The sequence below is a fragment of the Cobetia sp. 1AS1 genome (genome assembly GCF_029846435.1).
GTDB lineage: Bacteria > Pseudomonadota > Gammaproteobacteria > Pseudomonadales > Halomonadaceae > Cobetia > Cobetia amphilecti.
The window spans coordinates 128,647-154,818 of sequence record NZ_JARWKU010000002.1 but is presented as its reverse complement, the minus strand read 5'-3'; the positions used below and the strand labels follow the sequence as shown (position 1 = coordinate 154,818).

Annotated in this window: 17 protein-coding genes; 10 read left to right on the top strand and 7 right to left on the bottom strand. The window is 60.4% G+C overall.

Annotation, left to right across the window (positions count from 1 at the left end; genetic code table 11):
- Positions 1-45: 45 nt before the first annotated feature.
- The 5 genes from QD280_RS04450 to metH form a co-directional block, all read right to left on the bottom strand.
- Positions 46-2,349 carry a bifunctional diguanylate cyclase/phosphodiesterase gene (locus QD280_RS04450; protein ID WP_279838446.1) on the bottom strand — a complete coding sequence of 768 codons (2,304 nt, stop codon included), beginning with the start codon at positions 2,347-2,349 and terminating at the stop codon, positions 46-48.
- 130 nt (positions 2,350-2,479) lie between these two features.
- Positions 2,480-3,727, bottom strand: a complete 1,248-nt coding sequence (locus QD280_RS04445; protein WP_279838445.1) for an ABC transporter substrate-binding protein — start codon at positions 3,725-3,727, stop codon at positions 2,480-2,482.
- Between the two features lie 77 nt (positions 3,728-3,804).
- Complete coding sequence (locus QD280_RS04440) at positions 3,805-5,145, bottom strand: ABC transporter substrate-binding protein (protein WP_279838444.1); 1,341 nt, start codon at positions 5,143-5,145, stop codon at positions 3,805-3,807.
- Between the two features lie 240 nt (positions 5,146-5,385).
- On the bottom strand, positions 5,386-6,714 hold the full coding sequence (locus QD280_RS04435) for an MATE family efflux transporter (RefSeq protein WP_192838805.1): 1,329 nt from the start codon (positions 6,712-6,714) through the stop codon (positions 5,386-5,388).
- A gap of 333 nt (positions 6,715-7,047) precedes the next feature.
- A complete protein-coding gene (gene metH / locus QD280_RS04430; RefSeq protein WP_279838443.1) occupies positions 7,048-10,773 on the bottom strand; it encodes a methionine synthase in 3,726 nt (1,241 codons plus the stop codon).
- A 408-nt stretch (positions 10,774-11,181) separates the two neighbouring features.
- Here metH and nfuA point away from each other — a divergent pair, with 408 nt between their 5' ends.
- From nfuA to QD280_RS04400, 6 genes are all read left to right on the top strand, one after another.
- Entirely contained in the window at positions 11,182-11,772 is a 591-nt protein-coding gene (gene nfuA, locus QD280_RS04425) for a Fe-S biogenesis protein NfuA (protein ID WP_054556652.1), read from the top strand.
- A 320-nt stretch (positions 11,773-12,092) separates the two neighbouring features.
- Positions 12,093-13,892: a sensor domain-containing diguanylate cyclase gene (locus QD280_RS04420; RefSeq protein WP_279838442.1), complete on the top strand. Its 1,800-nt coding sequence runs from the start codon at positions 12,093-12,095 to the stop codon at positions 13,890-13,892.
- A gap of 390 nt (positions 13,893-14,282) precedes the next feature.
- A complete protein-coding gene (ectA, locus tag QD280_RS04415; protein ID WP_279833635.1) occupies positions 14,283-14,846 on the top strand; it encodes a diaminobutyrate acetyltransferase in 564 nt (187 codons plus the stop codon).
- Positions 14,847-15,128: 282 nt separating this feature from the next.
- Complete coding sequence (gene ectB, locus QD280_RS04410; RefSeq protein ID WP_192838801.1) at positions 15,129-16,394, top strand: diaminobutyrate--2-oxoglutarate transaminase; 1,266 nt, start codon at positions 15,129-15,131, stop codon at positions 16,392-16,394.
- Between the two features lie 159 nt (positions 16,395-16,553).
- A complete protein-coding gene (locus QD280_RS04405; protein ID WP_043334232.1) occupies positions 16,554-16,946 on the top strand; it encodes an ectoine synthase in 393 nt (130 codons plus the stop codon).
- A 278-nt stretch (positions 16,947-17,224) separates the two neighbouring features.
- Positions 17,225-19,120, top strand: coding sequence for a sensor domain-containing phosphodiesterase (locus QD280_RS04400; protein ID WP_279838441.1), 1,896 nt, complete (start codon positions 17,225-17,227; stop codon positions 19,118-19,120).
- 111 nt (positions 19,121-19,231) lie between these two features.
- On the opposite strand, the gene QD280_RS04395 is transcribed toward QD280_RS04400, so the two are convergent.
- Positions 19,232-19,747, bottom strand: a complete 516-nt coding sequence (locus QD280_RS04395) for a DUF3833 domain-containing protein (protein WP_279838440.1) — start codon at positions 19,745-19,747, stop codon at positions 19,232-19,234.
- 1,310 nt (positions 19,748-21,057) lie between these two features.
- Here QD280_RS04395 and QD280_RS04390 point away from each other — a divergent pair.
- From QD280_RS04390 to QD280_RS04380, 3 genes are all read left to right on the top strand, one after another.
- Entirely contained in the window at positions 21,058-21,888 is an 831-nt protein-coding gene (locus QD280_RS04390; protein ID WP_043334233.1) for an ATP-dependent zinc protease, read from the top strand.
- A gap of 102 nt (positions 21,889-21,990) precedes the next feature.
- On the top strand, positions 21,991-23,553 hold the full coding sequence (locus QD280_RS04385; protein WP_279833638.1) for an inactive transglutaminase family protein: 1,563 nt from the start codon (positions 21,991-21,993) through the stop codon (positions 23,551-23,553).
- A gap of 1 nt (position 23,554) precedes the next feature.
- On the top strand, positions 23,555-24,571 hold the full coding sequence (locus QD280_RS04380; protein WP_043334235.1) for an alpha-L-glutamate ligase-like protein: 1,017 nt from the start codon (positions 23,555-23,557) through the stop codon (positions 24,569-24,571).
- 115 nt (positions 24,572-24,686) lie between these two features.
- Here QD280_RS04380 and QD280_RS04375 read toward each other — a convergent pair whose 3' ends face one another.
- Positions 24,687-25,400: a DUF1826 domain-containing protein gene (locus QD280_RS04375; RefSeq protein ID WP_279838439.1), complete on the bottom strand. Its 714-nt coding sequence runs from the start codon at positions 25,398-25,400 to the stop codon at positions 24,687-24,689.
- 283 nt (positions 25,401-25,683) lie between these two features.
- Here QD280_RS04375 and QD280_RS04370 point away from each other — a divergent pair, with 283 nt between their 5' ends.
- Positions 25,684-26,151 carry a transcriptional repressor gene (locus tag QD280_RS04370; RefSeq protein ID WP_043334236.1) on the top strand — a complete coding sequence of 156 codons (468 nt, stop codon included), beginning with the start codon at positions 25,684-25,686 and terminating at the stop codon, positions 26,149-26,151.
- The last annotated feature ends 21 nt before the right edge of the window (positions 26,152-26,172 follow it).

Here is a 26,172-nt window from a genome sequence, read left to right as displayed (position 1 = left end):
CGCATGCCGGGCTTGCGCAGAACGGAGGGCCTCAGTCAGACGCCATCAGCCCGGATCATTGCCTGTGCCTGGTGCCCTCCTGACAGGTTTCAGTAGACTGACACGCGCATCCGCGTTGGCGGGAAAGCGCGTCTCGAAGGCCTGCTGCGGCATCGGGCGACCGAAGAGATAGCCCTGGAAGGCGTAGACGCCCATATCCCTGAAGAATTCGGCTTGCCCCCGTTCCTCGACCCCCTCGACAACGATTTGCATACCGAGTGACTGGCCCATCGCGACGATGACCCGTGCCAGCTCCCTGTCCCGGCGACTGGTCTCGACGTTCATGACGAAGGAGCGATCGACCTTCAGGATGCCGAAAGGCAGTTCGTGCAGATAAGAGAGGCATGAGAAGCCTGTTCCGAAATCATCCAGCGAAAGGTTGACGCCCAGCCTACGTATGGCCTGCAGTTGATAACGCAGGCTGTCTTTGCTGTCGAGCATCAAGTTCTCGGTGACCTCGACCACCAGCTGCGAGGGACGAATCGGGTAGCGCTCGAGCAGTGACTCGAGCTGGTGCAGAATACCTTGATCCCTGAACTGGATGACGGAGGCATTGACGGACAGATAGCGCTCCTCGATCCCGAGTCGTCGCCATTCACACAGAATGATGGCAGCCTCTTCCAATACCCAGTTACCGATCTCGACGATCTGTCCGGTCTTTTCTGCCGCCGCAATGAACTCATCGGGGGGCACCAGGCCGAGCTCAGGGTGCTCAAGGCGGATCAGTGCCTCCGCGCCGAGCAGTTCCGGAGCCTCCAGGTCCGCGCTGGCCGCCCGGAAGATGGGCTGTAGATAAAGGCGGAACCAGCCCATGGTCAAGGCTTCGCGAATCATGCGCTCCTTCAGGAACAACGGCTCACCGTCTTCCAGCGCGCTATCACGGACGCAGGTGCGGTATTGATTGCCCCCCTCGTGCTTGATGTCCACCACGGTAAGTTCCAGCAGACGCATCAGGCGGCTGGGGCTCTCGTCATCTGCCTGCGCCTGCAGGCCCGCCATGCTCAGGCTGAGATGGATGGGTTCGCCAGCCTTGAGCAGCGGATGGGAGAAAGCGATTTGAATCCGGTGGACAAGTGGGCGCAAGTCATTGATATCACAGGTCATGACGAATTCATCACCACCAGTACGTCCGATCCAGTCGGGGTCACACTCCTTGAGCCGTGCGCCAACCTCTTTCAACAGCAGATCGCCGTCCATCGGCCCCAGGTGGTGATTGATGCTGTGGAATCGATCGATATTGACCAGCAGCAAACCAAAGACAGCGTCACGTGCGATCAACTGCTGGACATGCTGATTGAGCGACAGCCGGTTGGGTAACTGCGTCAAGGGGTCAATCAGCTCATGCTCCAACAGCCGTTGCTGGGTCCTGGTCAGTTCGGTGATGTCCGACAGCAGCATCATCGTGCCCCGGGCCTGGCTGCCATTGGCGGCCGGAATGACCACCTGAACCTGACGGTCTTCCTGGTGTTGGCAGTTCAATGTCATCACCAGGTCGTTGCAGGCATTGCCCAGTCGCAAGGCTGTGCTGATGCGATGGATGTGCTTGCCATTCTGACTGCTGATGAGAGCATGGAAGGGCATGCCGACAAGATGTTCACGAGCCCAACCGGTCACCTCCAGCATTTGCTCGCTGGCATCCTGTACCGTGCCCTTGTCGTCGATCACCAGCAGCAACGCGGGGGTATCACGATAGAAGTGTTGATAGCGCTCTTCGTTATCGCGCAGCGCTTCCATCATGTTGAAGATTCGCTCCCCCAGCTTGTTCAGCTCCACGATGACCTTGTTGATCTCGCGCGAGTGAACGGGGGGGATGCGTTGGAAGGTGGCGTGCTGGCCCTCCAGCTGCCGCATGCGCCTCACGGCATTGCTCAAGGGGTCCATCACATAGCGCTTCAACTGCCAGGAAAGCATCAGCAGGATCGACAGAATGATGGTCAGGGCGATCCCGAACAGCACAGCTCCACCCTGATAACGGGCGGCAAGCAACGGGGCGTTGGTGCTCTCCAGCTCAAGCCTGCCAACAGCCTGCGTGACCAGTGAATTCTGGTAGACAAGATTCTTCGAATGCGTGATGGGGTCCAACGCTGTGCCGCTCTTGGCAATCTCCTCGACAAGTTCACCCTCATGATTGAAGTAGCGCACGGCGTGAACGCTGGCGTGGTGACTGAGTGCCTCGAGGTAGACATGAACTTTCTCATCGTCAAAGTTCCATATCGCGTCCGGCATCGACAGCGCCACGATATCCATCATTTCCTGATGGTCATCATGCATGTGCTCGACGGCCTCGCTGGTATACAGGTAATAACTCACGATTCCACTGATGGCACAGATGGCAAACACCAGCGGTGCAAGTATCCGCAGTATGCGCCATCTGAGCGGTGACGCATTCTCGCCATCACTATTGGGCACCGCATCGGGAGTCTTTGTGAGTCTCTGGTCATCAATCATGACGCTGTTCCCCCTCAGTGGCGGAAGCCGGAGGTTCAGGTTTCAATGCACCGGCAGTGGAGGCCTGACGTGGCGATGGCGGCAGGAAAGGCGCGGCGTTGTCGGACAATATCGCCACCACCTCTACCAGATGACTCAACGGCTTGAGCGCCAGCACTTCCAGTGGGATCTCGTCGAGATAAGAGTCGGGGTCAGCACTCGTGGCGAGGCCCATGCTGTAGTAGCGGGTGCCGAGCGCTTCAGGCGTGATCACCTCTTGCTGCACAGCGGCCAGCAACACCAGTGCCCAGGCTGTCGCCAGGGCGCCACCCCCCGCGCTGGCCTCCATTTCACCGGAACGTAGATGGTCTATCCCTTCGCGTGTCCAGCCCATGCCAGCGACAACTACATCCTCGCCCGGACGCAAGCCATTGAGCTTCAGCGCGTCGATCGCGGCGATCGCCATCAGGTCACTGGCAGCCCAGATGACCCGCAGCGGCAAGCTGCCGTCCTGGCGCTTCACATAGCGGTCTACTGCCTTGAATGCATCCTCATAGTTCCAATTGGCTTGAAATGTTCTATCCACGGACAGGTAAGGGGCTTTACGCAGAGCATCCTGCATCCCACGCAGCCTCAGGTGAGTCGCTTCGTCGTGTTGTCCGCCCACAAGGGCGATGCCCGTGCCCTCGGTTTCGCCATGCACTTGGCGATGGCGTTCGATGAGAGCCTGCATGGTGTCATGGCCACCTTGTTGATGATCAGGCGCTACACTGCCCAGCCAATGGGCATGACCGCCGAGGGGTTTGCCCTCGACCTGGTGTTGCTCAGGGGATAGGCTGTTCAGCACTATCATCACTGGAACACCAGTGGTGTCACTGGTGGCCAGTAGCGGAATAGCCAGGCCATGATTGTTGGTGGTGATCAGTAGATCGGGTGGATCCGGGCGCGTCATCACCTCCGTACCCAGACGAATGAATTCATCGGTATTGCGCTTGGCACTGATGACTTCCAATGTCATTCCCAGCGAGGCTGCGGTAGTGGAGGCCGCCTTGATCATCTGTTCCCAGAAGTTTTCTGTAGCATGAGCAGGATTCAGGAATACGACCTCTTTGATGGACTTGGTCGATATGGCGGTCTCGGCCCCTGGCTCTGCCTGAGCCTGGGCATGGAACATCATGGGGGAGCTTAATAATGCCGTCACGATGCCTGCCCAGACCACATTGAGATACCGAAGTGAAGAAAGCAAACGTGTCAGCTTCATGCTGACTCCGTGATTCAGGCAACGTGGTGAGGTCCAGCGGCGATGAAAGTCGCCCTGCGAGCTCTCCTTGAGCCTCCTCATTGAGGGGCGTCCATGAGCGCGCTGGAACGTGCAGTCTTCCTCTGGGTGGCAGGAGCCTGACGGGGCAATCCGGATGCCGCGGCCTGGTGGCCAAGCATCTGCGTCAATACCCTCATCGGATCAAACTCATAGTCATCCCGCGATGCCTGCAAGCCGAAGGCGGCGAAATCTGCAGCTTCCCAGTCAGGGTTTTCCAGAAGCGGGCCATATCGCGCCACATTGTCATGCGTGATGGCGCTCATCGGGAAGTTGACGGTTCTGGGGGTCCATTCCTCTATATCGGCATGGTCTCTTGCCATCACCATTGCCCAGGCTCCCGCCATGAAATGACCGCCGTCCGTCAACAGCATGCGCTGGTCCTTCACCATGCTGATCCCCTCCGGTGACCAGTTGAGCCCTGCCACCAGCACATCCACGCCGGGCGTGAGGCCCGCTGACTCGAGCGCAAGAATGGCCCCCTCGGCCATGGCATCATTCGCCGCCCAGATCAGATCATTCTGACCGCTTGAGCGGCTGACCCACTTGAGATATTGCGCAGTAAGATGTTCGGCATCCCGAGTATTCCAGCGCGCCTCGAGTATGCGGTCTATCTGGACGTCCTGGTCCTGGGAAAAGCCGACCACCATGCCGGTATTGCGGGCAATCGAGGCAGGGGTTCGGGTATCGCCGATCAAGGCAAGCCCATGCAATTGGCCGGTGGGCGAGCCTTCTCGCGCCACCTTGATCAGCTGGGTCGCCATGCGTTTTCCCGCAGTGTGGTTGTCCGGGATGACGCTGCCGATCCAGGAGGGGTGGAGGGACCCCGGGGTGCCATGGGTCAGCGCCTCTTCGCGGGTCAGTCCGTTCAACAGCATCACGACATGAGTGTCGTGGCCATCCGCAATCGTCAACAACTCGGAGGCCGCCTGCTCTTCATTGACCAGCAGGAGGTAATCCGGAGCGGCAGGGCTTTCCAAAGCCTGATTCGCGAGTTTCTTGAGCAGGTAGGGATTGCGCTCGGCGTAGACGACTTCCAGTGAGATATTCAGGTCCAGGGCGGCTGCTTGCATGGTGTCGGTCACCATGTCCCAGAAGCGTTCGCCACGCAGTCCGGGGTTCACGAAGGTGGCGGTCAGCGGGCGTCCTGGCATCGCCTCCTGTGCACCACGCGCCCTCGATTGGCCTGTAGGGTAGGCAGAGGCTTGAGTGTTTTCGGAGGTTCGAGACGTGAGATCGGAGGAGGAAGAGCCAGAGGATGAGGCGTCGACCAGCCCGCTGAGGGCAAGGCAACCACACAGGACGATCAGCCTTGGCAAGCCAAGTTGTGCTCGTCCTGTCCTGATGGTGGCAGCGGACATGGTGTTCTCCCTAGTGCATTTACTTTTGTTTCTATCAGGGTACGCGACTGGGTAAGCAGGGAATTGACTTCAACAAGGCTGCAATTCACCAATCTTCAACGATTGGGCGGCGTATATCGCTACTCCTAAATATACCATGGGCGGCAGGAGTAAGAGGCTGCAGAGAGCTCTAACGAGGAACAATAGGGAGAATCAAGAAGCCCCGTAATACAGCAAGCGATTAGCGCGGCCACAGCACTCTTAAAGGCGCAAGGCTTGCCACGCTCTGCGTTGCCAGATAAGCCCGAAGACGAGCGAGTTGAGCAGGCGATAGGCGAGCTGGATTGCCCAGATGGCGACAAGGCCTCCTTCCTGATGGACGCCCCACCACCAGGCCGCGGGCAGAAAGATCAGCCACTGCAGGCTCAAGGTGGCAAGCATCACGGTGCGATGGGCGCCGGCGCCCAGCAGTGCCTGGGCCAGCACGATGGCGGTGCAGTCGAGCACGATCATGGCGGCCGTCATCTGCAGCGGCAGCAGGCCCAGCTCGATCAATGGCGGGCGATGCAGGAACAGCCCGAGCACGCTCTGGGGCGCGACCCACAGCGGCAAGCCCAGCAGCAACAGACACGGCAGTGCCACGCGCACGGTGTCCCACCCCCAGCGATGGGCCTCTTCATGCTCACCGCTGCCCAGTGCCTGACCCACCAGACTCATGGCAGCAAGCCCAAGCCCGACCCCGGGCAATATCAGCAGCAGGGAGAGATTCACCAGCACATGGCCGACCGCGACACTGGCTGCATCGATCTGACCGAGTATCCAGAACAGCATCGCGTAGCCCGCCGCGAACCATAGCTGCTGAAAGGAGTGGGGCACCGCCAGCTTGAGCAGCGTCAGGTAATGCGTCATCGGCGGCCAGGCGTGCAGGACACCGTGCAGACTGCGCTCGCCCAGCGTCGCCTTGATCCACAGCGCCAATGCGACCAGCAAGGACAGCGTCGTACCGGCCCCGGCGCCATCGGCGCCCATCTGCGGGGCGCCGAACAGACCGTGGATCAGGATGATGCTGAGCACGACATTGACCGCCTGGGTGATCAACATGATGCGCAGATAGATGCCGGTGCGCTGCAGGCCATTCCAGAAGCCTCGGAAGCAGAACGCCATGGCGACCGGTATCAGCCCCAGCACGCGCCATTGGAAATACGAGGAGGCCGTTTCATGCACGCCGGGCTGGTCATTGATCAGCGAGAGCAGCGGCTCAGCCCAGTGATGGCAGGCGAGGGTGACGGGGATGCCGATCGACAACGCGAGTACCAGGCCGGCATTCAGGCCTTCACCACAACGCTCAGGCGCTTCCTCGCCCAGGCGTCGCGAGGTCTGGGCCTGAACGGCGGAGGACAGCCCGAAGATCAGTGCCGTGACCATGAACATGGCATAGCCACCGATCCCCACACCCGCCAGCGCCGTCTCGCCCAGGCTGCCGACCAGTGCCGCGTCGATCAGGTTGAGCAGGCTCTGCGACAGCATCGCCCCGATGATCGGCAGCGCCAGCTTCAGAATTCGTGTATTGCGCGCAAGATCCCCCAGCATCAGACGCTCCCACGCGGGGAGTCGGAAAGGTGATAGGAACAGGAGGGGTCAAAAGCCTCGAAGGCGGCTGACAAGCGGGAAACCAGTGAACTGGGCTGCGATGAACTGAACAGCGAGAAACCGAGCAGTGACAAACAAAGCAGTGATAAACAAAGCAGTGACAACGGTAGCACGGGCGACTCACGACAGCGGACAAGGAAGAGCGCCATGATAGCGCGCTCGGCAAACTGAAGACATCGCCTCTCAGACGACAGCGCGCCCCATCTCCTGAGAGGTGAGGCGCGTGGAGCTGACATTGGCTGCATCAACCGGCGGGGCGGCTGATGGAGGGGATCACTCGGCGTCGGGATCGTAGCTCAGCACCGGCGACAGCCAGCGTTCCATCTCGGAAAGCTCCATTGCCTTGCGGCTCGCCAGAGACTGCACCTGATCGCGGGTGATCTTGCCGGTGGAGAAATATTTCGACTCCGGGTGCGCGAAGTACCAGCCAGAGACGGCGGCCGCCGGCCACATGGCGAAGCTCTCGGTCAGCACCATGCCGGCATGCGTCTCCGGTTCGAGCATGCGGAACAGCGTGGCCTTCTCGGTGTGATCCGGACAGGCCGGGTAGCCGGGCGCCGGACGAATGCCGCGATACTTCTCGGCGATCAACGCCTCGTTGTCGAGCACTTCCTGACTATCGTAGCCCCAGAACTCCTTGCGTACGCGTTCGTGCAGGCGCTCGGCAAAGGCTTCGGCGAGACGGTCCGCCAGCGCCTTGACCATGATGGCGTTGTAATCATCGCCCGCCGCCTCGTACTCCCTGGCCAGTTCATCCGCGCCATGTCCGGTGGTCACGGCGAAGCCACCGATCCAGTCCGGCTTGCCACTGTCACGCGGGGCGATGAAGTCGGCAAGACTGTGACAGACGCCATCACGGTTCTTGGTCATCTGCTGACGGATATGATGCAGGCGCTCGACCACCTGAGTGCGTGACTCATCGGCGTAGACTTCCAGGGTGTCGTCGTCGACGCAGTTGGCCGGCCAGAAGCCGATCACGCCTCGTGCCAACAGCACCTTGTCATCGATCAGCTTGCGCAGCATCACCCTGGCATCGGCAAACAGCGAACGCGCCGCTTCCCCGACCGTCTCATCCTGCAGAATCTTCGGGTACTTGCCCGCCAGCTGCCAGCTCATGAAGAAGGGCGTCCAGTCGATGCGCTCGACAAGTTCATTCAGATCGTAGTCATCGAAGACCTTGAGGCCGGTGAAGCTGGGGGCCGGCGGGGTGTAATGCTCCCAGTCCGGCTGGAAACGGCGCTTGCGCGCCTCGCGGTAGTCGAGGTCCGCGGCCTTGGGGCGGCGCTTGGCGTTGCGCTCGCGTACCACGGCGTACTCGGTGCGGATCTGATCGACATAGGCTGCCTTGAGTTCCGGCGACAGCAGGCGCGAGGCAACGCCCACCGCGCGCGAGGCGTCGGTGACATAGATGACCGGCTGCTCATACTGCGGTTCGATCTTGACTGCGGTGTGTGCCTTGGACGTGGTCGCACCACCGATCAGCAGTGGTAATTCAAACCCGCGGCGCTGCATCTCCTTGGCGACATTGACCATCTCGTCCAGCGACGGAGTGATCAGCCCGGAAAGCCCGATGATGTCAGCCTTCTCGTCGATGGCGGTCTGCAGGATCTTCTCCGCCGGCACCATTACGCCCAGGTCGATCACCTCATAATTATTGCACTGAAGCACCACGCCGACGATGTTCTTGCCGATATCGTGGACATCGCCCTTGACGGTTGCCATGACGATCTTGCCCTTGGCCTGGGTCTCGCCGCTCTTCTCGGCCTCGATGAAGGGGATGAGGTGGGCGACCGCCTGCTTCATGACGCGCGCCGACTTCACGACCTGGGGCAGGAACATCTTGCCCGCGCCGAACAGGTCGCCGACCACATTCATGCCGTCCATCAACGGCCCTTCGATGACCTCGATGGGTCGGGCTGCCTGCAGGCGCGCCTCTTCGGTATCTTCCTCGATATGGACGGTGATGCCCTTGACCAGCGCGTGCTCGATGCGCTTGTTGACCGACCAGCTGCGCCATTCGAGGTCTTCCTTCTTCTCACCGCTGCTGCCATCGCCCTTGTACTTGTCGGCGATGTCGAGCAGGCGCTCGGTGCTGTCATCGCGGCGGTTGAGTACCACGTCCTCGACGGCGTCACGCAGCTCATTGGGAAGGTCATCGTAGAGCGCCAGCTGGCCGGCGTTGACGATGCCCATGCTCAGGCCCGCCTGGATGGCGTGATAGAGGAATACCGAGTGGATCGCTTCGCGGACCGGATTGTTGCCGCGGAACGAGAAGGACACGTTGGAGACGCCACCCGAAATCATCGCATGGGGCAGGTTGTCATGAATCCAGCGCGTGGCCTCGATGAAATCGACCCCGTAGTTGTCGTGCTCCTCGATGCCGGTGGCGATGGCGAAGATGTTGGGGTCGAAGATGATGTCCTCGGCCGGGAAGCCGATGTCATCGACCAGCATCCGGTAGGCGCGCTCACAGATCTCGATCTTGCGCTGATAGGTATCGGCCTGGCCGACATCATCGAAGGCCATGACCACCACGGCGGCGCCGTGACGGCGACAGATCTGCGCCTGCTGCCGGAAGCTTTCCTCGCCTTCCTTGAGCGAGATGGAATTGACCACCGCCTTGCCCTGGATGCACTTGAGCCCCGCCTCGATGATGTCCCACTTCGAGGAATCGACCATGATCGGCACGCGCGAGATGTCCGGCTCCGAGGCGATCAGGTTCAGGAAGCGCACCATGGCTTCCTGTGACTCCAGCATGCCCTCATCCATGTTGACGTCGATGACCTGCGCGCCGTTCTCGACCTGTTCGAGGGCGACTTCCAGCGCGGTGGTGTAGTCCTCCTCCTTGATCAGACGACGAAAGCGCGCGGAGCCGGTGACGTTGGTACGCTCACCGACATTGACGAACAGCGAGTCCGGCTGGATGTTGAAGGGCTCAAGCCCCGACAGGCGGCAGGCCGGCGCGATCTTTGGCACCTTGCGCGGCGGGTACTGGGCGACCACACGCTTGACCGCCTGGATGTGCTCTGGGGTGGAGCCACAGCAGCCGCCGATGATGTTGAGCAGACCCGCCGCGGCGAAGGAGCCGATGATCTCGGCCATCTCGTCCGGGGTCTGGTCGTACTCGCCGAATTCATTGGGCAGGCCGGCGTTGGGGTGCGCGGAGACGAAGGTATCGGCCTTCTCGGACAGCTCACGCAGATAGGGGCGCAGCTCCTCGGCGCCCAGCGCGCAGTTGAGGCCGATGCTCAGCGGGCGCGCGTGACGCACCGAGTTCCAGAAGGCTTCGGTGGTCTGGCCGGACAGCGTACGTCCCGAGGCATCGGTGATGGTGCCGGAAATCATCACCGGCAGGCGCGGATGACCTTCGTCGAACAGCTCCTCGAGGGCGTAGATCGCCGCCTTGGCATTCAAGGTGTCGAAGATGGTCTCGATCAGGATCAGGTCCGCGCCGCCCTCGAAGAGCGCCAATGCGGCCTCGCGGTAGTTGTCGCGCAGGATATCGAAGGTGACATTACGCTTGGCGGGGTCATTCACATCCGGCGAGATGGAGCAGGTGCGGCTGGTCGGGCCGAGCACCCCGGCGACGAAGCGCGGGATGCCAGTCTCGGCGGCCACGGCATCCGCCGTCTTGCGCGCCAGGCGCGCCGATTCGAGATTGATCTCGTGGACCAGCGCCTGCATGCCGTAATCGGACTGCGACAGCTGAGTGGCATTGAAGGTGTTGGTCTCGACGATGTCGGCGCCGGCCTCGAAGTAGGCGCGGTGGATCGCCTCGACGATGTCCGGCCGGGTCAGCGCCAGCAGGTCGTTGTTGCCCTTGATGTCGCTTGGCCAGCCGGCGAAGCGCTCGCCACGGAAGTCTTCTTCCTCCAGCCCATAGCTCTGCAACATGGTGCCCATGCCGCCATCGAGGACCAGGATGCGCTCCTGCAGCGCCTGGCTCAGCGCGTCGGGCAGGGGCAGAGAATAAGGAACAGGGGATAGGGCTTGCGCCATGACGGACTCCAGCGTGCGTGACCTGTCGCGTTGTCTCCCGAACGTGTAGCGTTCTCTGCCAGGCCAATACTTTGCCAAGCCAGTACTTTGCCAAGCCAGTACCTTCTGAGCCCAGTACCTTGCCGAGAAAGTCACACGCCACAGGCGCGAACTCATTGCTATTGAGAGGCGCTGGCGAGGGATCCGCTCACGAAATCCCCGCCTGGCCAGTTTGGGATATCGTATCAGACTGCAGAATCGTCACGATGAGCATGATTCATGCGCAACATGAGTCAGTCAGGAGTGCCGGCAAGGGAGTGGTCGCGCGCAGGACACCAAACCCGAGTGATTTGCTCAGGATTGCGAGTGCAGCAGGTTTTCCTTAACATGGAGCCATTAGTCACCTGACATCAAGAGAGTCTCTGCGCCATGAGTGAGAGCATCCAGATTACCGATAGCGCCCAAGAGTATCTTGCCGAGCTGCTCGAGAAGCAGAACGTCGAAGGTATCGGTGTGCGCATCTTCATCACCCAGCCGGGCACGCCGTATGCCGAGACCTGTCTCGCCTACTGCCGCCCCGGCGAAGAAGAGCCGACGGATGAGATCCTGGATCTACCGAAGCTGAAGGTCTATCTCGACACGCATAGCGTGCCGTTCCTGGAAGAAGCGACCGTCGACTTCAATGCCGATCGCATGGGTGGTCAGCTGACCATCAAGGCGCCGAACGCCAAGATGCCCAAGGTCAACGCCGACAGCCCGCTGGAAGACCGCATCAACTACCTGCTCTACAGCGAGATTAACCCGGGTCTGGCGGCTCACGGTGGCGAGATCAAGCTGGTGCAGCTGACCGAAGAGCAGGTCGCCGTATTGCAGTTCGGTGGCGGTTGCCAGGGCTGCTCCGCCGTCGATCTGACGCTGAAGGATGGAGTCGAGAAGACGCTGATGGAGCGTATTCCGGAGCTGACCGGTGTGCGTGACGTCACCGATCACACCGACACGACCAACGCCTACTACAGCTGATGTCGGGTCTGACTTCGGGCCCGAGGACAGGGTCGAAGCCAAGCACAGGCCAGAAACGCAATCTCCCATCGATTTTCGGTGGGAGATTTTTTATGGGCGCGACGTCAGCCTTCAACCGGCTGAGGTGATCTGACGCGAGCCTGTGACATCCAGGCCAGGGCATACAGCGTATGAAGGGAGGTTCAGGGAAGTTGCTGCGTAAAGTATTAGATTTATCTGGTATCGTGGCAGTATCTTTTTCATGCTGGCAGCGCCCATCGGCTGGCCGGCATGACGCGTTTTCGTCGAACGTTTCCTCCCATCGTCAAGAGATAGCCTTCATGAGTCTGGCCAACCTGCGCTTTCGCACCATCAACATCATCATCTGTGTGCTTTCCGCCTTGGCGGGGCTGGTGTTGCTGGTCGTGTTGGCATTCATTACCCGCAACGTGTCCGACCTGCAGAGCGACTGGCAGGAATATCAGCAGGCACGCTCCGACAAGCCGCGCCTGGAAGGTCAGCTGACCAAGGCCCTGGGCTATGGCGGCATGGTGCATGACTTCAAGAATCTCGTGCTGCGTCAGGACCTCGAGCTGATCGGCGAGGTGCAGAACGAGATCGGTGCCGCTCGCAGCGCTCTGAGCCGTTATCAGAACCTTGGACTGACCCAGGGGGAGGAAAATGCGGTGGCGGGTCTGCGTGCCACCATCAGCCGCTATGAGCTGATGGTGCCCAGAATACGCACGATGATCGAGCAGGGGCGCTCGAGTGCCGATATCGACAAGCTGGTTCAGATCGATGATTTCCAGGCCGTCTCGGGGCTGGATACCCTGCGGCGTATCTCCATCGCGGAGCTGCGTGACAATGACAATCCGCTCGAGAACGGCATGGGCAAGGCTCGCCTGGTGGCCAACCTGCGCCGTGACCTCGGCTATGGCGAGATGATCCACCACTTCAAGAATTACGTGCTGCGCAGTGACGCCATCTACGGTCAGCAGGCGGCGCAGGACATCGAATCGCTGCGCGCCACCCTGGCGGCTTATCGTGCGCTGGGCATGAACACCGCCGAGCAACGTGCCATCCGCGATATCGCCGACGTCATCCAGTCCTACGGTGACCGCTTGAACAAGGTCAACCAGCTGCATGACGAGCAGGCAGACCTTTCACCGCGTGAGATCGATCAACTGGTCAAGGTCAATGATGCGCCGGCGCTTGACGCACTGGCGGTGCTGGATCATGAAAGCCGCATGCGGATCGGGGCCACCTCTGCCGCGGTCGGCAAGACGCTCAAGCTGCTGGCCACGGTGGCCCCGGTGGTCAATGGCCTGGCGCTGGCGATGATCGTGGTGCTGATCGGCATCTCGATGTGGCTGTTCGGGCGTTATGTGCTGGTGCCGATACGTCGTCTGACCCAGACCATGAATACCCTGGCCAATGACGATGTCAGCGTGGTGATCGACAGCACCCAGCACACCAATGAAGTGGGCCAGATGGCGCGGGCGCTGCAGAAGTTCAAGTACAACATCATCGAGAGCAACAACTACAAGAAGCGCATCACGCAACTGGCGATGCATGACTCTCTGACGGGACTGCCCAATCGACAGCATTTCTATGAGCGGGTCGAGCATTGGCTCGAAAGCGTCAATGACGAAGGCGGGCAGCTGGCGTGCCTGATGCTGGACATCGACAAGTTCAAGCCCATCAATGACACCCATGGCCATGCCGCCGGGGATGTGGCGCTCAAGGTGATCGCGGAGCGACTCAACCAGGTGGTGCGCAAGGGCGATTTCGTCGCACGTCTGGGAGGCGATGAGTTCGTGGTGCTGGTCCACAATGCTGACATCCAGGCGAATCTGGGTCGCCACGGGGAACTCGCCCAGCTGGCCCAGCGCATCATCGACAGTCTGGGCAAGCCATTCCTGTATGAAGAGCACAAGCTGGAAGTGGGCTGCAGCATCGGGATTGCCATCGCCCCTCAGCATGGCAGCGACCGTGAACAGCTATCACACAATGCGGACATGGCGCTCTACGCCGCCAAGAATGAAGGCCGCAATTGCGCGGTGCAGTTCAGCCGCCATGATGAGCTGGGCCAGATTGTCGCGACCGCCAGCAAGAAACGTGAGGGGCAGAAACAGCAGTGACGGAAGCCCTGGGTTCAAGCCCTGGAGCTCAAGCACTAGAGCAGAAGCCGCCTTTGCGGTAATGGAAAGGCAGCGGCAACGCAAGCAAGGCCAGATGCCGCATGAGCAGCCAAACAGACGGCGCCCCGAGGGGCGCCGTCTTGCGTCTGGTGGGGACAAATCATCAGCGGGCGGTGGGCAAGGGCGAGAGTTGCCCGGTACTGGTACTGGTACTGGTACTGGTTACTGGTACTTGTACTGGCCCGAGCTTGCACGCTCACCGATACGGGGCTTGGGATAATTCTACGTTATCCATACGCTTCGCGAGAATAATTTATGGTTTGCGACATCCATAACGGTTTGTTATGGTTTATAGCGAATTCGCCAACTGCGAAATATTTTATGAAAACCATGACAATGACTTCCACGATTCAGGGCCTGGCCCACCACACCCACGATGCCGTGATCAACCGCGCCAGCGCGCCGTTGTTCATCCGTCAGCCGACTACCGATGATGGTTGGGGCATCTACGAGCTGGTCAAGGCCTGCCCGCCGCTGGACCTCAATTCAGGGTATTCGTACGTTTTGCTGGCCACGCAGTTCCGTGACAGCTGCGCCATCGCGACAGATGAGGAAGGTGAGGTCGTCGGCTTCGTTTCCGGTTACACCCGCAACGACGCCCCGCAGACCTTCTTCCTGTGGCAGATCGCCGTCGGTGAGAAGGCGCGTGGTACTGGCCTGGCACGTCGCTTGATCGAAGCCGTGATGAAGCGTCCCGAAATGGCGCACGTGCGTCATCTCGAGACCACCATCACGCCGGACAACGAGGCGTCCTGGGCATTGTTCACTCGCCTCGCGGAGCGCTGGCAGGTGCCGCTGCACTCGCGTGAGTACTTCTCTTCAGACCAGCTGGGTGGCGAGCACCTTGCCGAAAACCTGGTGCGCATCGGCCCGTTTTTGCCGCGCGACATCTGAGTGCTCGACGCGCTCAAGGCTCTTGTGCCGCCAGAGCCCATGTGCAGCACGGGCGAATAGCAAGTCGCAAGAAGTCCCGGACGGGACGCCGTCATGATTCTTGTGTCGGTCGTCGAGAAGAATCACGTCCCGTCCGGCAGATGTTCACGACAGGAAGGTTGTGACATCTCCTGCTGACCCCATGTGTGAATGAGGTAGGGTCAGTGTCATTCGTTGGATCGTCTTTACATTCTGGTATGGCCATTTCAGTAGTCGGCCATCCATCACCAGGGAGGTGACAGCATGAATACGCAGATTCTCGAACAGATGGAATCCGAGGTACGCACTTATTCGCGTTCTTTCCCGACCGTTTTCACCAAGGCGCAGAATGCCCACCTGTTCACCGAGGACGGCAAGCGCTACATCGATTTCCTCGCCGGTGCCGGTGTGCTCAACTACGGGCATAACCATCCGGTACTCAAGAAGGCACTGGTCGATTACATCAGCAATGATGGCATCATCCACGGCCTTGATATGTGGACTTCCGCCAAGCGCGATTTCCTCGAAGCGCTGGAGGAAGTGATCCTCAAGCCGCGTGGTCTGGACTACAAGGTCCACTTCCCGGGGCCGACCGGCACCAACGCGGTCGAAGCTGCCATTCGTCTGGCGCGCAAGGTTTCCGGCCGCCACAACATCGTGTCGTTCACCAACGGCTTCCATGGTGTGACCATGGGTGCGCTGGCCACCACCGGTAACGCCAAGTTCCGTGATGCAGCGGGCCTGCCGGCGCAGGGTGCGCAATTCGTGCCTTACGATGGCTACATGGGTGAGGGCATCGACACCGTTGCCTACCTCGACAAGCTGCTCAAGGATTCCTCCAGCGGCCTGGATCGCCCGGCAGCGGTGCTGGTCGAGACCGTGCAGGGTGAGGGCGGTATCAACCCGGCCTCCATCGAATGGCTCCAGCGTCTGGATGCCTTGTGCAAGGAGCACAAGATCCTGTTGATCGTCGATGATATCCAGGCGGGTTGTGGTCGTACCGGCAAGTTCTTCAGCTTCGAGCACGCCAACATCGTGCCGGACATCGTCTGCAACTCGAAGTCGCTGTCTGCCTCCGGTGTGCCGTTCGCGATGGTGATGATGCGTCCCGAGCTGGACCAGTGGAAGCCGAGCCAGTACAACGGCACCTTCCGTGGCCACGCCCTGGCCTTCGTGACCGGCGCCGCCGCGCTGCGCCACTTCTGGAGTGATGACAAGTTCGAGCGCGATATCCAGCGCAAGGGCCGTATCGTCGAAGATCGCTTCCAGAAGATTGCCGCCAAGGCCCGTGAGAACGGCTTCGAAGCGCACGAGAAGGGCCGTGGCCTGATGCGCGGTATCGATGTCCGTGACGGTGATCTGGCCGATGCCATCACCTCACGCTGCTTCGAGCAGGGCTTGATCATCGAGACCAGTGGCCACTCCGGTCAGGTCGTCAAGTGCCTGTGCCCGCTGACCATCCGCGACGAAGACCTGCTGGAAGCCCTCGATATCATCGAGGAAAACGCTGCCGCAGTGCTGTCCAAGTAACACTGTCTTCCCGCGGGGCGCCCGGTCATCGGCGCCCCGCGGGTCATTGGTGAGCTCTTGGCTTGCCATCCCCACCGATTGCCCATCCAGGTCATCCCTTCGTTACGGTAATCGCCATCTGTCAGCTGTCGATGTCAGGCAGCCTAGTGAGGAAAACACATGATCGTTCGTAATCTCGAAGAAGCCCGCAGCACCGATCGTCTGGTCAAGGCCGAGAATGGCAACTGGGATAGCACGCGCCTGCTGCTCGATGAAGATGGTGGCAAGTGTTCGTTCCACATCACCCGCATCTTTGAAGGTACCGAGACCCACATCCATTACAAGCATCACTATGAAGTGGTGTATTGCATGGAAGGTGAGGGTGAAGTCGAAACCTTGGCTGATGGCAAGATCTGGCCGATCAAGCCGGGCGACATCTATATCCTCAACGAGCATGATGATCACCTGCTGCGTGCCACCAAGACCATGCACCTGGCCTGTGTGTTCACCCCGGGCCTGACCGGCAAGGAAGTCCATCGTGAAGATGGCTCCTATGCACCTGCCGAAGCCTGAGGCCCTGTCTCGTCGTGAGTGAGGCGCGAAGCGTCTGACCTCAAAGGGACAAGCGTCATCCAGAAAGCCCCGTAGCCTTGCTGCGGGGCTTTCTGCGTCGTGGTGGTGAGAAACCACTCCGTGAGGTTGCCGCACAGCAGAGCGTGCAGGGATTTCCACGCTCAATTATCGTTAGTGGTGCGCAGCTTGCCGGCTCTGCCTGTCAACAGTCGAGACGAGTATGCTCAAGTACGAACATGCGGTTATATCTCCTGGAAATTCCAACGAGGCAGTAAGCCATGGCAGATTCCACCCCAAAGACGACCCTCGCGCCGGGTGGCCGGCCCGGCTTCAGGCCGGCGGCACCTCATCCGCGTGAAGAAGAGCGTCTCAATAGTCTGCATTCTCTGCATGTATTGGATAGTGATCATGAAAAGCGTTATGACGATCTGACGCGGCTGGTCGCCGATATCTTTGATGTGCCCATCTGCCTCGTGTCGCTGGTGGATGAAGACCGCCAGTGGTTCAAGGCCCATTGCGGGCTGGATGCACGGCAGACGGGCAGGGATCTCGCCTTCTGCGCCCACGCGCTGCATGAAGAGCGCTTTCTGGTCATCAATGATGCGCGCCAGGATGAACGCTTCTTTGATAACGCCCTGGTGACGGGGCCACCGCATGTCTGCTTCTACGCGGGTGCCGTGCTGCGTGACAGCAGCGGGCTGCCGCTGGGGACTCTGTGCCTGATCGACCACAAGCCCCGTCAACTGGATACGGCCCAGCTGGAGCGGCTGGAGCGCTGTGCACTGCTGGTCGAGAACGAGCTCATCCAGCGTGATGCGCTGCTGGCAGAGCGCGCACGCGCCACCCTGCAAGCCAATATCGACCCGATCACCGGCTACAGTCTGCGTCGTCGCTACCTGCAGCGAATGACGGCCTGGCTGCAGGAGCGCGCCAGCCAGGGGGAGCTGCAGGTCATTCTGGTCAAGCTGCAGAACGCCGAAAGGCTGCGAAAGCAGCAGGGCGTCGACTTCTACGAAGGCGTGCTGCAATCCCTGTCCCACCAGCTCAATGAAAACTTCGATGACGAGGGCCTGCTCAAGGGGCGCGTCAGTCACGACACCCTGATGATCCTGTTGCCGCGTGACCAGGCATTGCACGGCATGCGCTGGCATCGCTTCGTGGAACAACCCTGGTTGCTGCATCTCTCCGCCAACAGCCGGCCTGATCTGTTGATCGGGGCGGGCACCTTTGTTAGCGATAGCATGTCAGCAGCGGAACTGGTCGAGGTGGTGGAAGAGGAGCTTGCCTGTGCCAGTGAGTGGGCGCCAAAAGAGAAGGGCGTCCAGTTCGCGGATCTCACGGACAACCTCAATCTGCGCCTCGAGATGAACAATCGCTTTGCCCAGGCGCTGCGCGACAATGAGCTGTGCATCCACCTGCAGCCCATCGTCACTGCGGGCAGCCAAGGCCTCAGCGGCCAGGAAGTGCTGCTGCGCTGGCAGGACAAGAACCGCTGGATCACCCCCCATCAGATGTTGCGCATCGCCAGACACGCGGGGCTGGATGAGGAACTCGACATCTGGGTGCTGCGCAGAAGCTGCGCCTTGCTGAGTCATTGGCTGGCGACCAGGAAGGGCAACGACAGCCTGTTGCCGCTATCGCTGAACATCACGGCGTCGCGCCTGATCGAAACCGAATACATGGATGCCCTGCGCCGTGTCCTGCGCCTTTACCGGCTCAAGGGAGATTGCCTGCGCCTTGATGTCAGCGGTGTCGAGAGTTTTTCCGCGACGCCCGAGCCATTGGTGCTGGCGATGAAATCGCTGGCCAATGACGGCATCAGCTTCTGTGTCGACCGTTTCGGCCCTGAGCATGACAGCCTGCGCTTGTTGAGCATGCTGCCCATCACCAGCGTGAAACTGCATCCGCGCTGGATCAGTCTGTTGCAGACGGATCCGCGTCAGGCGCGCCTGTTGAAAGCCTGGACGGCGGCCTTGCATGTGTTGGAGATCTCCGCCGTGGCGGTTGGTATCGAACACTCACGCCAGCGCCAGACCATGATAGATCTGGGCTTTGACCAGTTGCAGGGATACGCCTTCGGAGAGCCCATGGCGCCAGAAGAGGATTACGGCAAGTGGCTTTCCAAGGTGGAGACATCGCTCGAGCAGCATGCGGGTGACTCCGCCGCCTCATGAGGGTTGGGCTATCAGAAGCTTGAATCGACAAAGGCTGGCGCTATCGAGGGGTGAAGCTATCAGGCAAGGCTTGAAGCTATCAGGGGCTCACGTCATTGCCGCGCACGAGCGTCATTTCGACTCAGCTGCCGATGAGTCACAGGGACAGCGCTGAAATGCCAGAGTGATACTGGCGGCTTCCAGGCCCAGTTTGCGCATCGAGGTCCGGTTCAGGATGCGACCATCCGGTTGCAGATACATCCAGTCATCCATGCTGAACTCCCAGGTACTGTCGTTGATCGGTACCTGAAGCACGTAGTTCATGCGCAAGGCATTACCGCGGGTCGTCGCTGTCGCTTCGCCCGTTACATCCGCCGCTCGACCAGTCCATTGGCGATCACCCGCCGGGGTAAAGGTCCAGCGGCGGTGTTGTGTCTCGCCATCGGCATAGACGAAGTCTTCCTTCAGAATCAGCTGGTTGCCTTGCATGCTGCCGATGACATCGACCACGAACCGCCGCGTCACCTCGCCACGGTAATCCTGCACCATGCCCCAGCCACGTGTGTGGCCCAGGAAGTAGTCATCGATGCGCAGCTCAGGGCTGCTGCCCGCGTAATCCTCTATTTGAGGCCCGCTACAGGCTGACAATCCCGCTGCCATGATCAACATGGCTGCGCGGCCGCTAAGGCATCGAATGCCGTTGTGCACGAATCCAGAGGTTGCTGACAGGCAGGACGGGAAGGAGGGCATCGCTGACTCCGGTTCGCGCCGATCCGTGAGTCATCACGGCGCGCGGCAATGTTGAGTGACAAGATGAGCGGTGTAGGTCACATGTGGTCCGAATTATTCTACAACACTTGTGCATGAATGCTATCAAGGATAAGTTTGTTCGCGCTCTTGGGCAACGGGCTGTTTGGCACTTGGATCGTGAAACAGGCTATCGCTGATGCAAGCCGACAGGTTCAACTCGCTGGACTTGGCCCGACGACTCGACCTGATGGACCTGACCTGATGGACCTGACCTGATGGATCAAGGCAACTGACTCTACGGGCGCCCAGGATCACTGATGAAACCTGCATACCCTTTAGTTCGTATAATATATATTATGTTAAATTCAGTAGTTTGTGAGGGTGCTCAAGCTGTGTACGTCGGTGCTTTGTACATCCGGACTGTGTACGTAAATGCTCGTGCGTCAATCGCTAGGTGCAAAGCCTCCTCCGCGCGAATGTCAGCTTCTGCATGCCTGCCTCTGAATCTCAGGTTCTGCCTGTCGATAAAGTCAGCCGATGGAGTCAATCGACGTTCCCGCCTATCTTTTGCTGAGTGCCCTGCGTTTGATCAGTTGAGCGACAACCTGCCCATAGCGGATGCATTGAGTGTGCTGACGTCGTCTCTTTTGGCGTGCCTTGTCAGTTTGGCGACAGTCTGACTCGCTTCGTCGGCGGGCTCTCATCCGAGATCGTGTCGTTGCCATGTTGTGATCCCGCGCTGATGATGCGCTTATATCCTGAACAATGCGCAAACAGTGAGGTCTGGCTGTGCAAACTGCCGCGAAGGATGCTCCTGTCTGGGGGCTGGATTCCATCAAGGTTTTCGTCACCTGAAGGCGACGCAAGCCAAGCTGGCGTTATATCTCTAGCCGGCTGACAGCGGCCCTGACCCACGCCTGGTGGGAGCTCGTGTGGCCTGTCCTCGACTGGCGACAGAAAGTGATCGCTACGTTGGTGAATCGCAGGCAATGGCTCGGCGTCAGGTGCTGAAACATGGACAGTCACCATTCGGGCTACGTATGATCGCCCCCAGTAACGCTTCGGTGCTAGAACGCCCAAGCTATACAAGGGAATACCCAGGCATCGTCGGATCAGTGTGCTGACTGACTGACGATGGACAAGAATTATGTCTGCCGTTCACACAGGTTGTAGAGCGGCAGCAAGGCTGAACAGGAACCTTCTCCCCTATGCTGATCCGCAAGCTGCTATTGCCTGTTACCTTGACCAGTGTCGTCGTCATGGCCGGCTGCGTCCCGGCACAACCGCAACCGCAGAAACCGGTATTGACGCCAGATGCCTTCTCGCAGCGCATCGACGCCCTGCAGGAACAGCTGGCAGGCCAATGCAACGTCCAACAGCAGCAACTTGCCGACCAGCAGGCGCTGAGCCGCTCTCTGCGTCGCGACGTGCGGGAAGTCGGCAGTCAGCTGCGCCAGATCCATGCCGAAATGGAGCAGCCCGCACAGCCGCAGGCCGTGGAAGCCTGCAAGGCCGTGACCGACAACCCCATCCTCGACAAGACCCTGCTTGGGCGCGTCGAGTGGGTCGGCTTCCCGACCATCAGCAGCTACTTCAAGGCACGTATCGACACCGGGGCCAACACCTCGTCGCTGTCCGCGCGTGATATCACCGAATTCGAGCGCGATGGCGCCAAGTGGGTCAAGTTCAAGCTGGCACTGCGGGATGACGGCAAGTATTTCGTGGCGGGCGACCGTGACAAATGGGTCGAAGCCCAGGTCAGCCGCACGGTGACCATCATCCAGGCCTCCGGTCGCGAAGAGCGTCCCGTCGTCAGCCTGCTGATGACGCTGGGTGACATCAAGCAGAAGGTCGAGTTCACCCTCAATGATCGTCGTGATCTCACCTATCCGGTATTGCTTGGCCGTCGCTTCATGATGGACATCGCTGCGGTGGACGTCAGCCGTACCTTCATCAATGCACGTCCGGAATATCCGGGCAGTGCACCCAGTAACGAAGCGGCCAAGGACGAGGACCCGAACGAAGGCAACCGTGACTGAGTGGCAAGCGCCCTCCTGTCTCCTCTGCCCGGCTTCGCTGCCTGACATGGCTCGGTGCTCCACCGAGCCATCATGACTGCTCCAGACATTTCAAGGACTCCCATGTCGCGTTTTGCTTTCTATCTTCTGGTCGGCCTGTTGATGCTGATCGGTGTGGGCCTGACCGCCTATCGCCATATATCGTTTGATGTGCCCTGGGTGCCCGGTGCACAGCAGAAAGTGTGGGATATCGAAGCCCAGGTGGCCTTCACGGCCACTGGCGGCCCGGTCAAGGCGTCGCTGGCGCTGCCGGAAAATCAGAAAGGCTACAGCGTCCTGACCGAGAACACGGCGTCCTCGGGCTTCGGGCTGTCCTATCTGGATGACCTGCCGGGGCGTCGTGCCGAATGGTCGATCCGTGAAGCGGCAGGCTCGCAGCTGCTGTATTACACCGTGACCATGCTGGAGTCCGACAACGCGACGCCTGCGGCCATCAAACGCCTGCCGGCCCCTCAGGAAGTCTCCTGGGAGCGTCCTTACGATACCGCCGCGGCCCAGGTCATCGATCAGGCCCGTGAGCGCAGTGCCGATTCGTTTACCTTCGCCCGCGAGTTGATCAAGCAGTTCGACAATCAGCGTCAGGGCGAGAATGCGCGCCTGCTGCTGACCCAGTTCGAGCGTCCGGAGCTCATGCTGCGCCTGCTCAATGAGGCCGGTGTCAGTGCGCGTCTGGTCAGCGGCCTGAGTCTGGAAGACGGCCGTCGCCGCCAGACGGTCTCGTCCTGGCTGCAGGTCTTCGCCGAAACGCCGCAAGGCAACGAGGCAGTGGATGTCGAGGCCGCCGACGCTGAAAACATCAACACCGACTGGGTGCTGATCAACCCGGAAACCGGCAAGCAAGGTGAGCCGGATAACCTACTGCTGTGGGAAGGTCGTGGCGCGCCGATGCTGGAAGTCGAAGGCGGCGTGAATTCCCGTGTCAGCTTCTCGATGATCCGTCACAACGAGCCGGCGGCCGTCGCGGTGCGCAACAAGCTGGCCAATGACGAGCTGCTCAACTTCTCGATCCACTCCCTGCCGCTGGAAGAGCAGGCGCTGTTCAAGACCATCCTGCTGATCCCGATCGGCGCACTGGTCGTGGTGCTGCTGCGTGTGCTGGTCGGTCTCAAGACCTCCGGTACCTTCATGCCGGTATTGATCGCCCTCGCCTTCATCCAGACAAGTCTGGTGACCGGCTTGATCGGCTTCCTGCTGATCGTCGCGACGGGCCTGGTGATCCGCAGTTACCTGTCACGGCTCAATCTGCTGCTGGTGGCGAGGGTCTCGGTGGTCATCATCACGGTGATCGCGATCATCTCGATCTTCTCGGTACTCGCCTATCGCTTCGGTCTGAACGCCGGCCTGACCATCACCTTCTTCCCGATGATCATCCTGTCGTGGACCGTGGAGCGCATGTCGATCCTGTGGGAAGAGGAAGGTCCCAAGGAAGTGCTCAAGCAAGGTGGCGGCAGCCTTCTGACCGCTGTGCTGGCCTATCTGGCGATGAACAATCCGTGGGTGCGTCACCTGACCTTCAACTTCCTCGGTCTGCAACTGGTGCTGATGGCCTTCATCCTGCTGCTCGGCAACTACACCGGCTATCGTCTGCTGGAATTGCGCCGCTTCAAGCCGCTGACGGAGGATTGAGATGCTCTCGTCATGGCTGAATCGCTGGTCGCGCAACTGGACCACGCCGGGCGCCTTGCGCGCCCGGGGGGTTGTCGGCATGAATCGCCGCAACATCGGGTATATCTCGAAATACAACGACCGCCGTCTCTATCCGCTGGTCGATGACAAGCTGCAGACCAAGCTGCTGTGTCAGAAATACGGCCTGGCCTCGCCGGAGATGATCGGCAAGGTCGCCAGTCAGTTCGAGGTCGAGCGCGTCGTCGACATGGTGCGTGATCACGCGGGTTTCGTGATCAAGCCGGCCAAGGGCTCAGGCGGCAAGGGGATCCTCGTCATCGAGCACCATGATGGCGAAGAGTATGTGAAGCCCAGCGGCGCGCGCATCACGCGTGCCGACATGGAGCGCCACGTCTCCAACATCCTGTCAGGGCTCTATTCGCTGGGCGGCTCACCGGATGTGGCGCTAGTCGAAGGCTTGATCTCCTTCGATCAGGCCTTCGCCGAGTTCACCTATGAGGGTGTGCCGGACATTCGTGTCATCGTCTTCAAGGGCTATCCCGTGATGGCGATGATGCGCCTGTCGACGGCGGCCTCGGATGGCAAGGCCAACCTTCACCAGGGCGCGGTCGGTGTCGGGTTGGATATCGGCAGTGGCTGGGCGGTGCGCGGCGTGCAGTACGATCGCCCGCAGTTCGCGCACCCCGATACCGGGCACGATATCTTCTCGCTCAAGGTGCCGCAGTGGGACACCCTGCTCGAGCTGGCTGCCGGTTGTTACGAGATGACGGGACTGGGGTATCTGGGCACCGACATGGTGCTGGACCGTCGCCATGGTCCGATGCTTCTGGAGCTCAACGCTCGACCGGGGCTGGCCATCCAGATGGCCAATGGCGAGGGCCTGCGCAAGCGACTCGAGCTGATCGAGCGTCAGCCCGACGGTGTGCCGGTCGCCGAGCGTGTCGCCTTTGCGCGCAAGCATTTCTCGCGCAGCAAGGAAGATGTCGCCAATGTCGGCATGGCGCCCATCGCGGACTGATATAGGTCCTGAAGGTCTGCTGAATGAATGATCAGGCAGCCTGACAACCCGCAAACAGAAACACCCCGCCTTGGCGGGGTGTTTCTGTTTGGTGAGTCGCAAGCGAAGCCTCGGCTCAGCCGGGGTCCATGCTCAGCATCAGGCGGCTACCATTGGGTACCACCGGTGAGCGATGGATCAGCCCTCGCCCTTCGTTGCCCGGCCAGCACTCGCCCTTGAGCAACGCCAGGCTGCCCGGGCGCAGCTCATGTATCTCGCCGGGGGCCAGGCAGATGTCCTGATGGCCGGGTTGGCCGTGGCCCAGCGCCAGTCTGTCGGCGGCATGTTCCGGCAGCCACTGGGTGCCCGGTCCATCGTAGGTCGTCACCAATCTGACCGGGATGCGATCGACATGAAAGCGCGGGCACATGGCGCTCTGGGTCATCTCCAGTCGCATGCCGATATCCTTGACCTCGAAGAGCTCGCCCATGGCCTCACCCAGCACACGGATATCCTCTATCAGCGCAGTCCCGGCATCCGGTGCGGGAAGGTAGCGCTCCAGCGCCTCACGCAGGTCACTGATCGGGCCGCGCCAGCGCATGCGCAGCGGGTAGGCACCCGAGGATTGGGCCTTGACCGCCATCTTCAATGCCGCATCGATGCGGCGTTGCATCACGGCCAGACTGATGTCGGGGTCGAAGATGGCCCCCAGGTCACGTGCCTCGTGACCGATATGCCAATGGGTCGCGGGCCTTGGCGCCGACGCGAGGGTCGAAGGTGACGAACTGGCTGCCAGGCGTGTCTCGGGTCGTGTGTGAAGGGGTGGGTGCAGCGCCTCGAACTGGGCCATGAATTCCTCCTGTCAGGGATGGTCGCGGGTCTATCACCGCGACCAGAAAGCGATAATTGTTATGTTATATCATATTGATCACTTGTCCATGCTTTCATGTTAGCTCCGCGCCGTGCGTTGCCTTTACGTGACTCACGCAGCCCCGATGCCTTTGCCGGTGGCCCGCCATGGCCCGTTTGCCCTAGAATAAGCATCTGGTCATTCAGGCTGCGCGCTGACGCACTTGCCCTCATCGCGCTTGACGCCTTTTGACATCCGGGATTCACGACACTCAGGATTCTTCATGCCAGAGCCACTTTCGCTGATCGACCAGGCCGAACGTCAATGTCTGGCGCGCGGTGTGCGATTTACGCCGATTCGGCGACGTGTACTGGAAATGATCGCGACCAGTCATGGCGCACTCAAGGCGTATGACCTGCTGGACCAGCTCGCCAAGGAACATGGCGCTGCCCGCCCTCCCACGATCTATCGTGCACTGGACTTCCTGCTCGAACAGGGCCTCGTCCATCGCATCGAATCACTCAATGCCTACCTTGCCTGCCACTGCCCGGAACATCAGCACGGCTTTCAGCTGTTGATCTGCCGCGGCTGCGGTCGTGTCGAGGAAATGCATGATGACGATCTCGGCACCCGGCTTGTCGCCAGCGCCGATCGCCATGGTTTCTCGATCGAACGCCAGACCATCGAACTCGAGGGGCGTTGCCAAGATTGCACCTCTCAAGCAGCTGCCATGGCAGAAAACGCTCAGTGAACGGCGCTTGCGAGCGCTTTT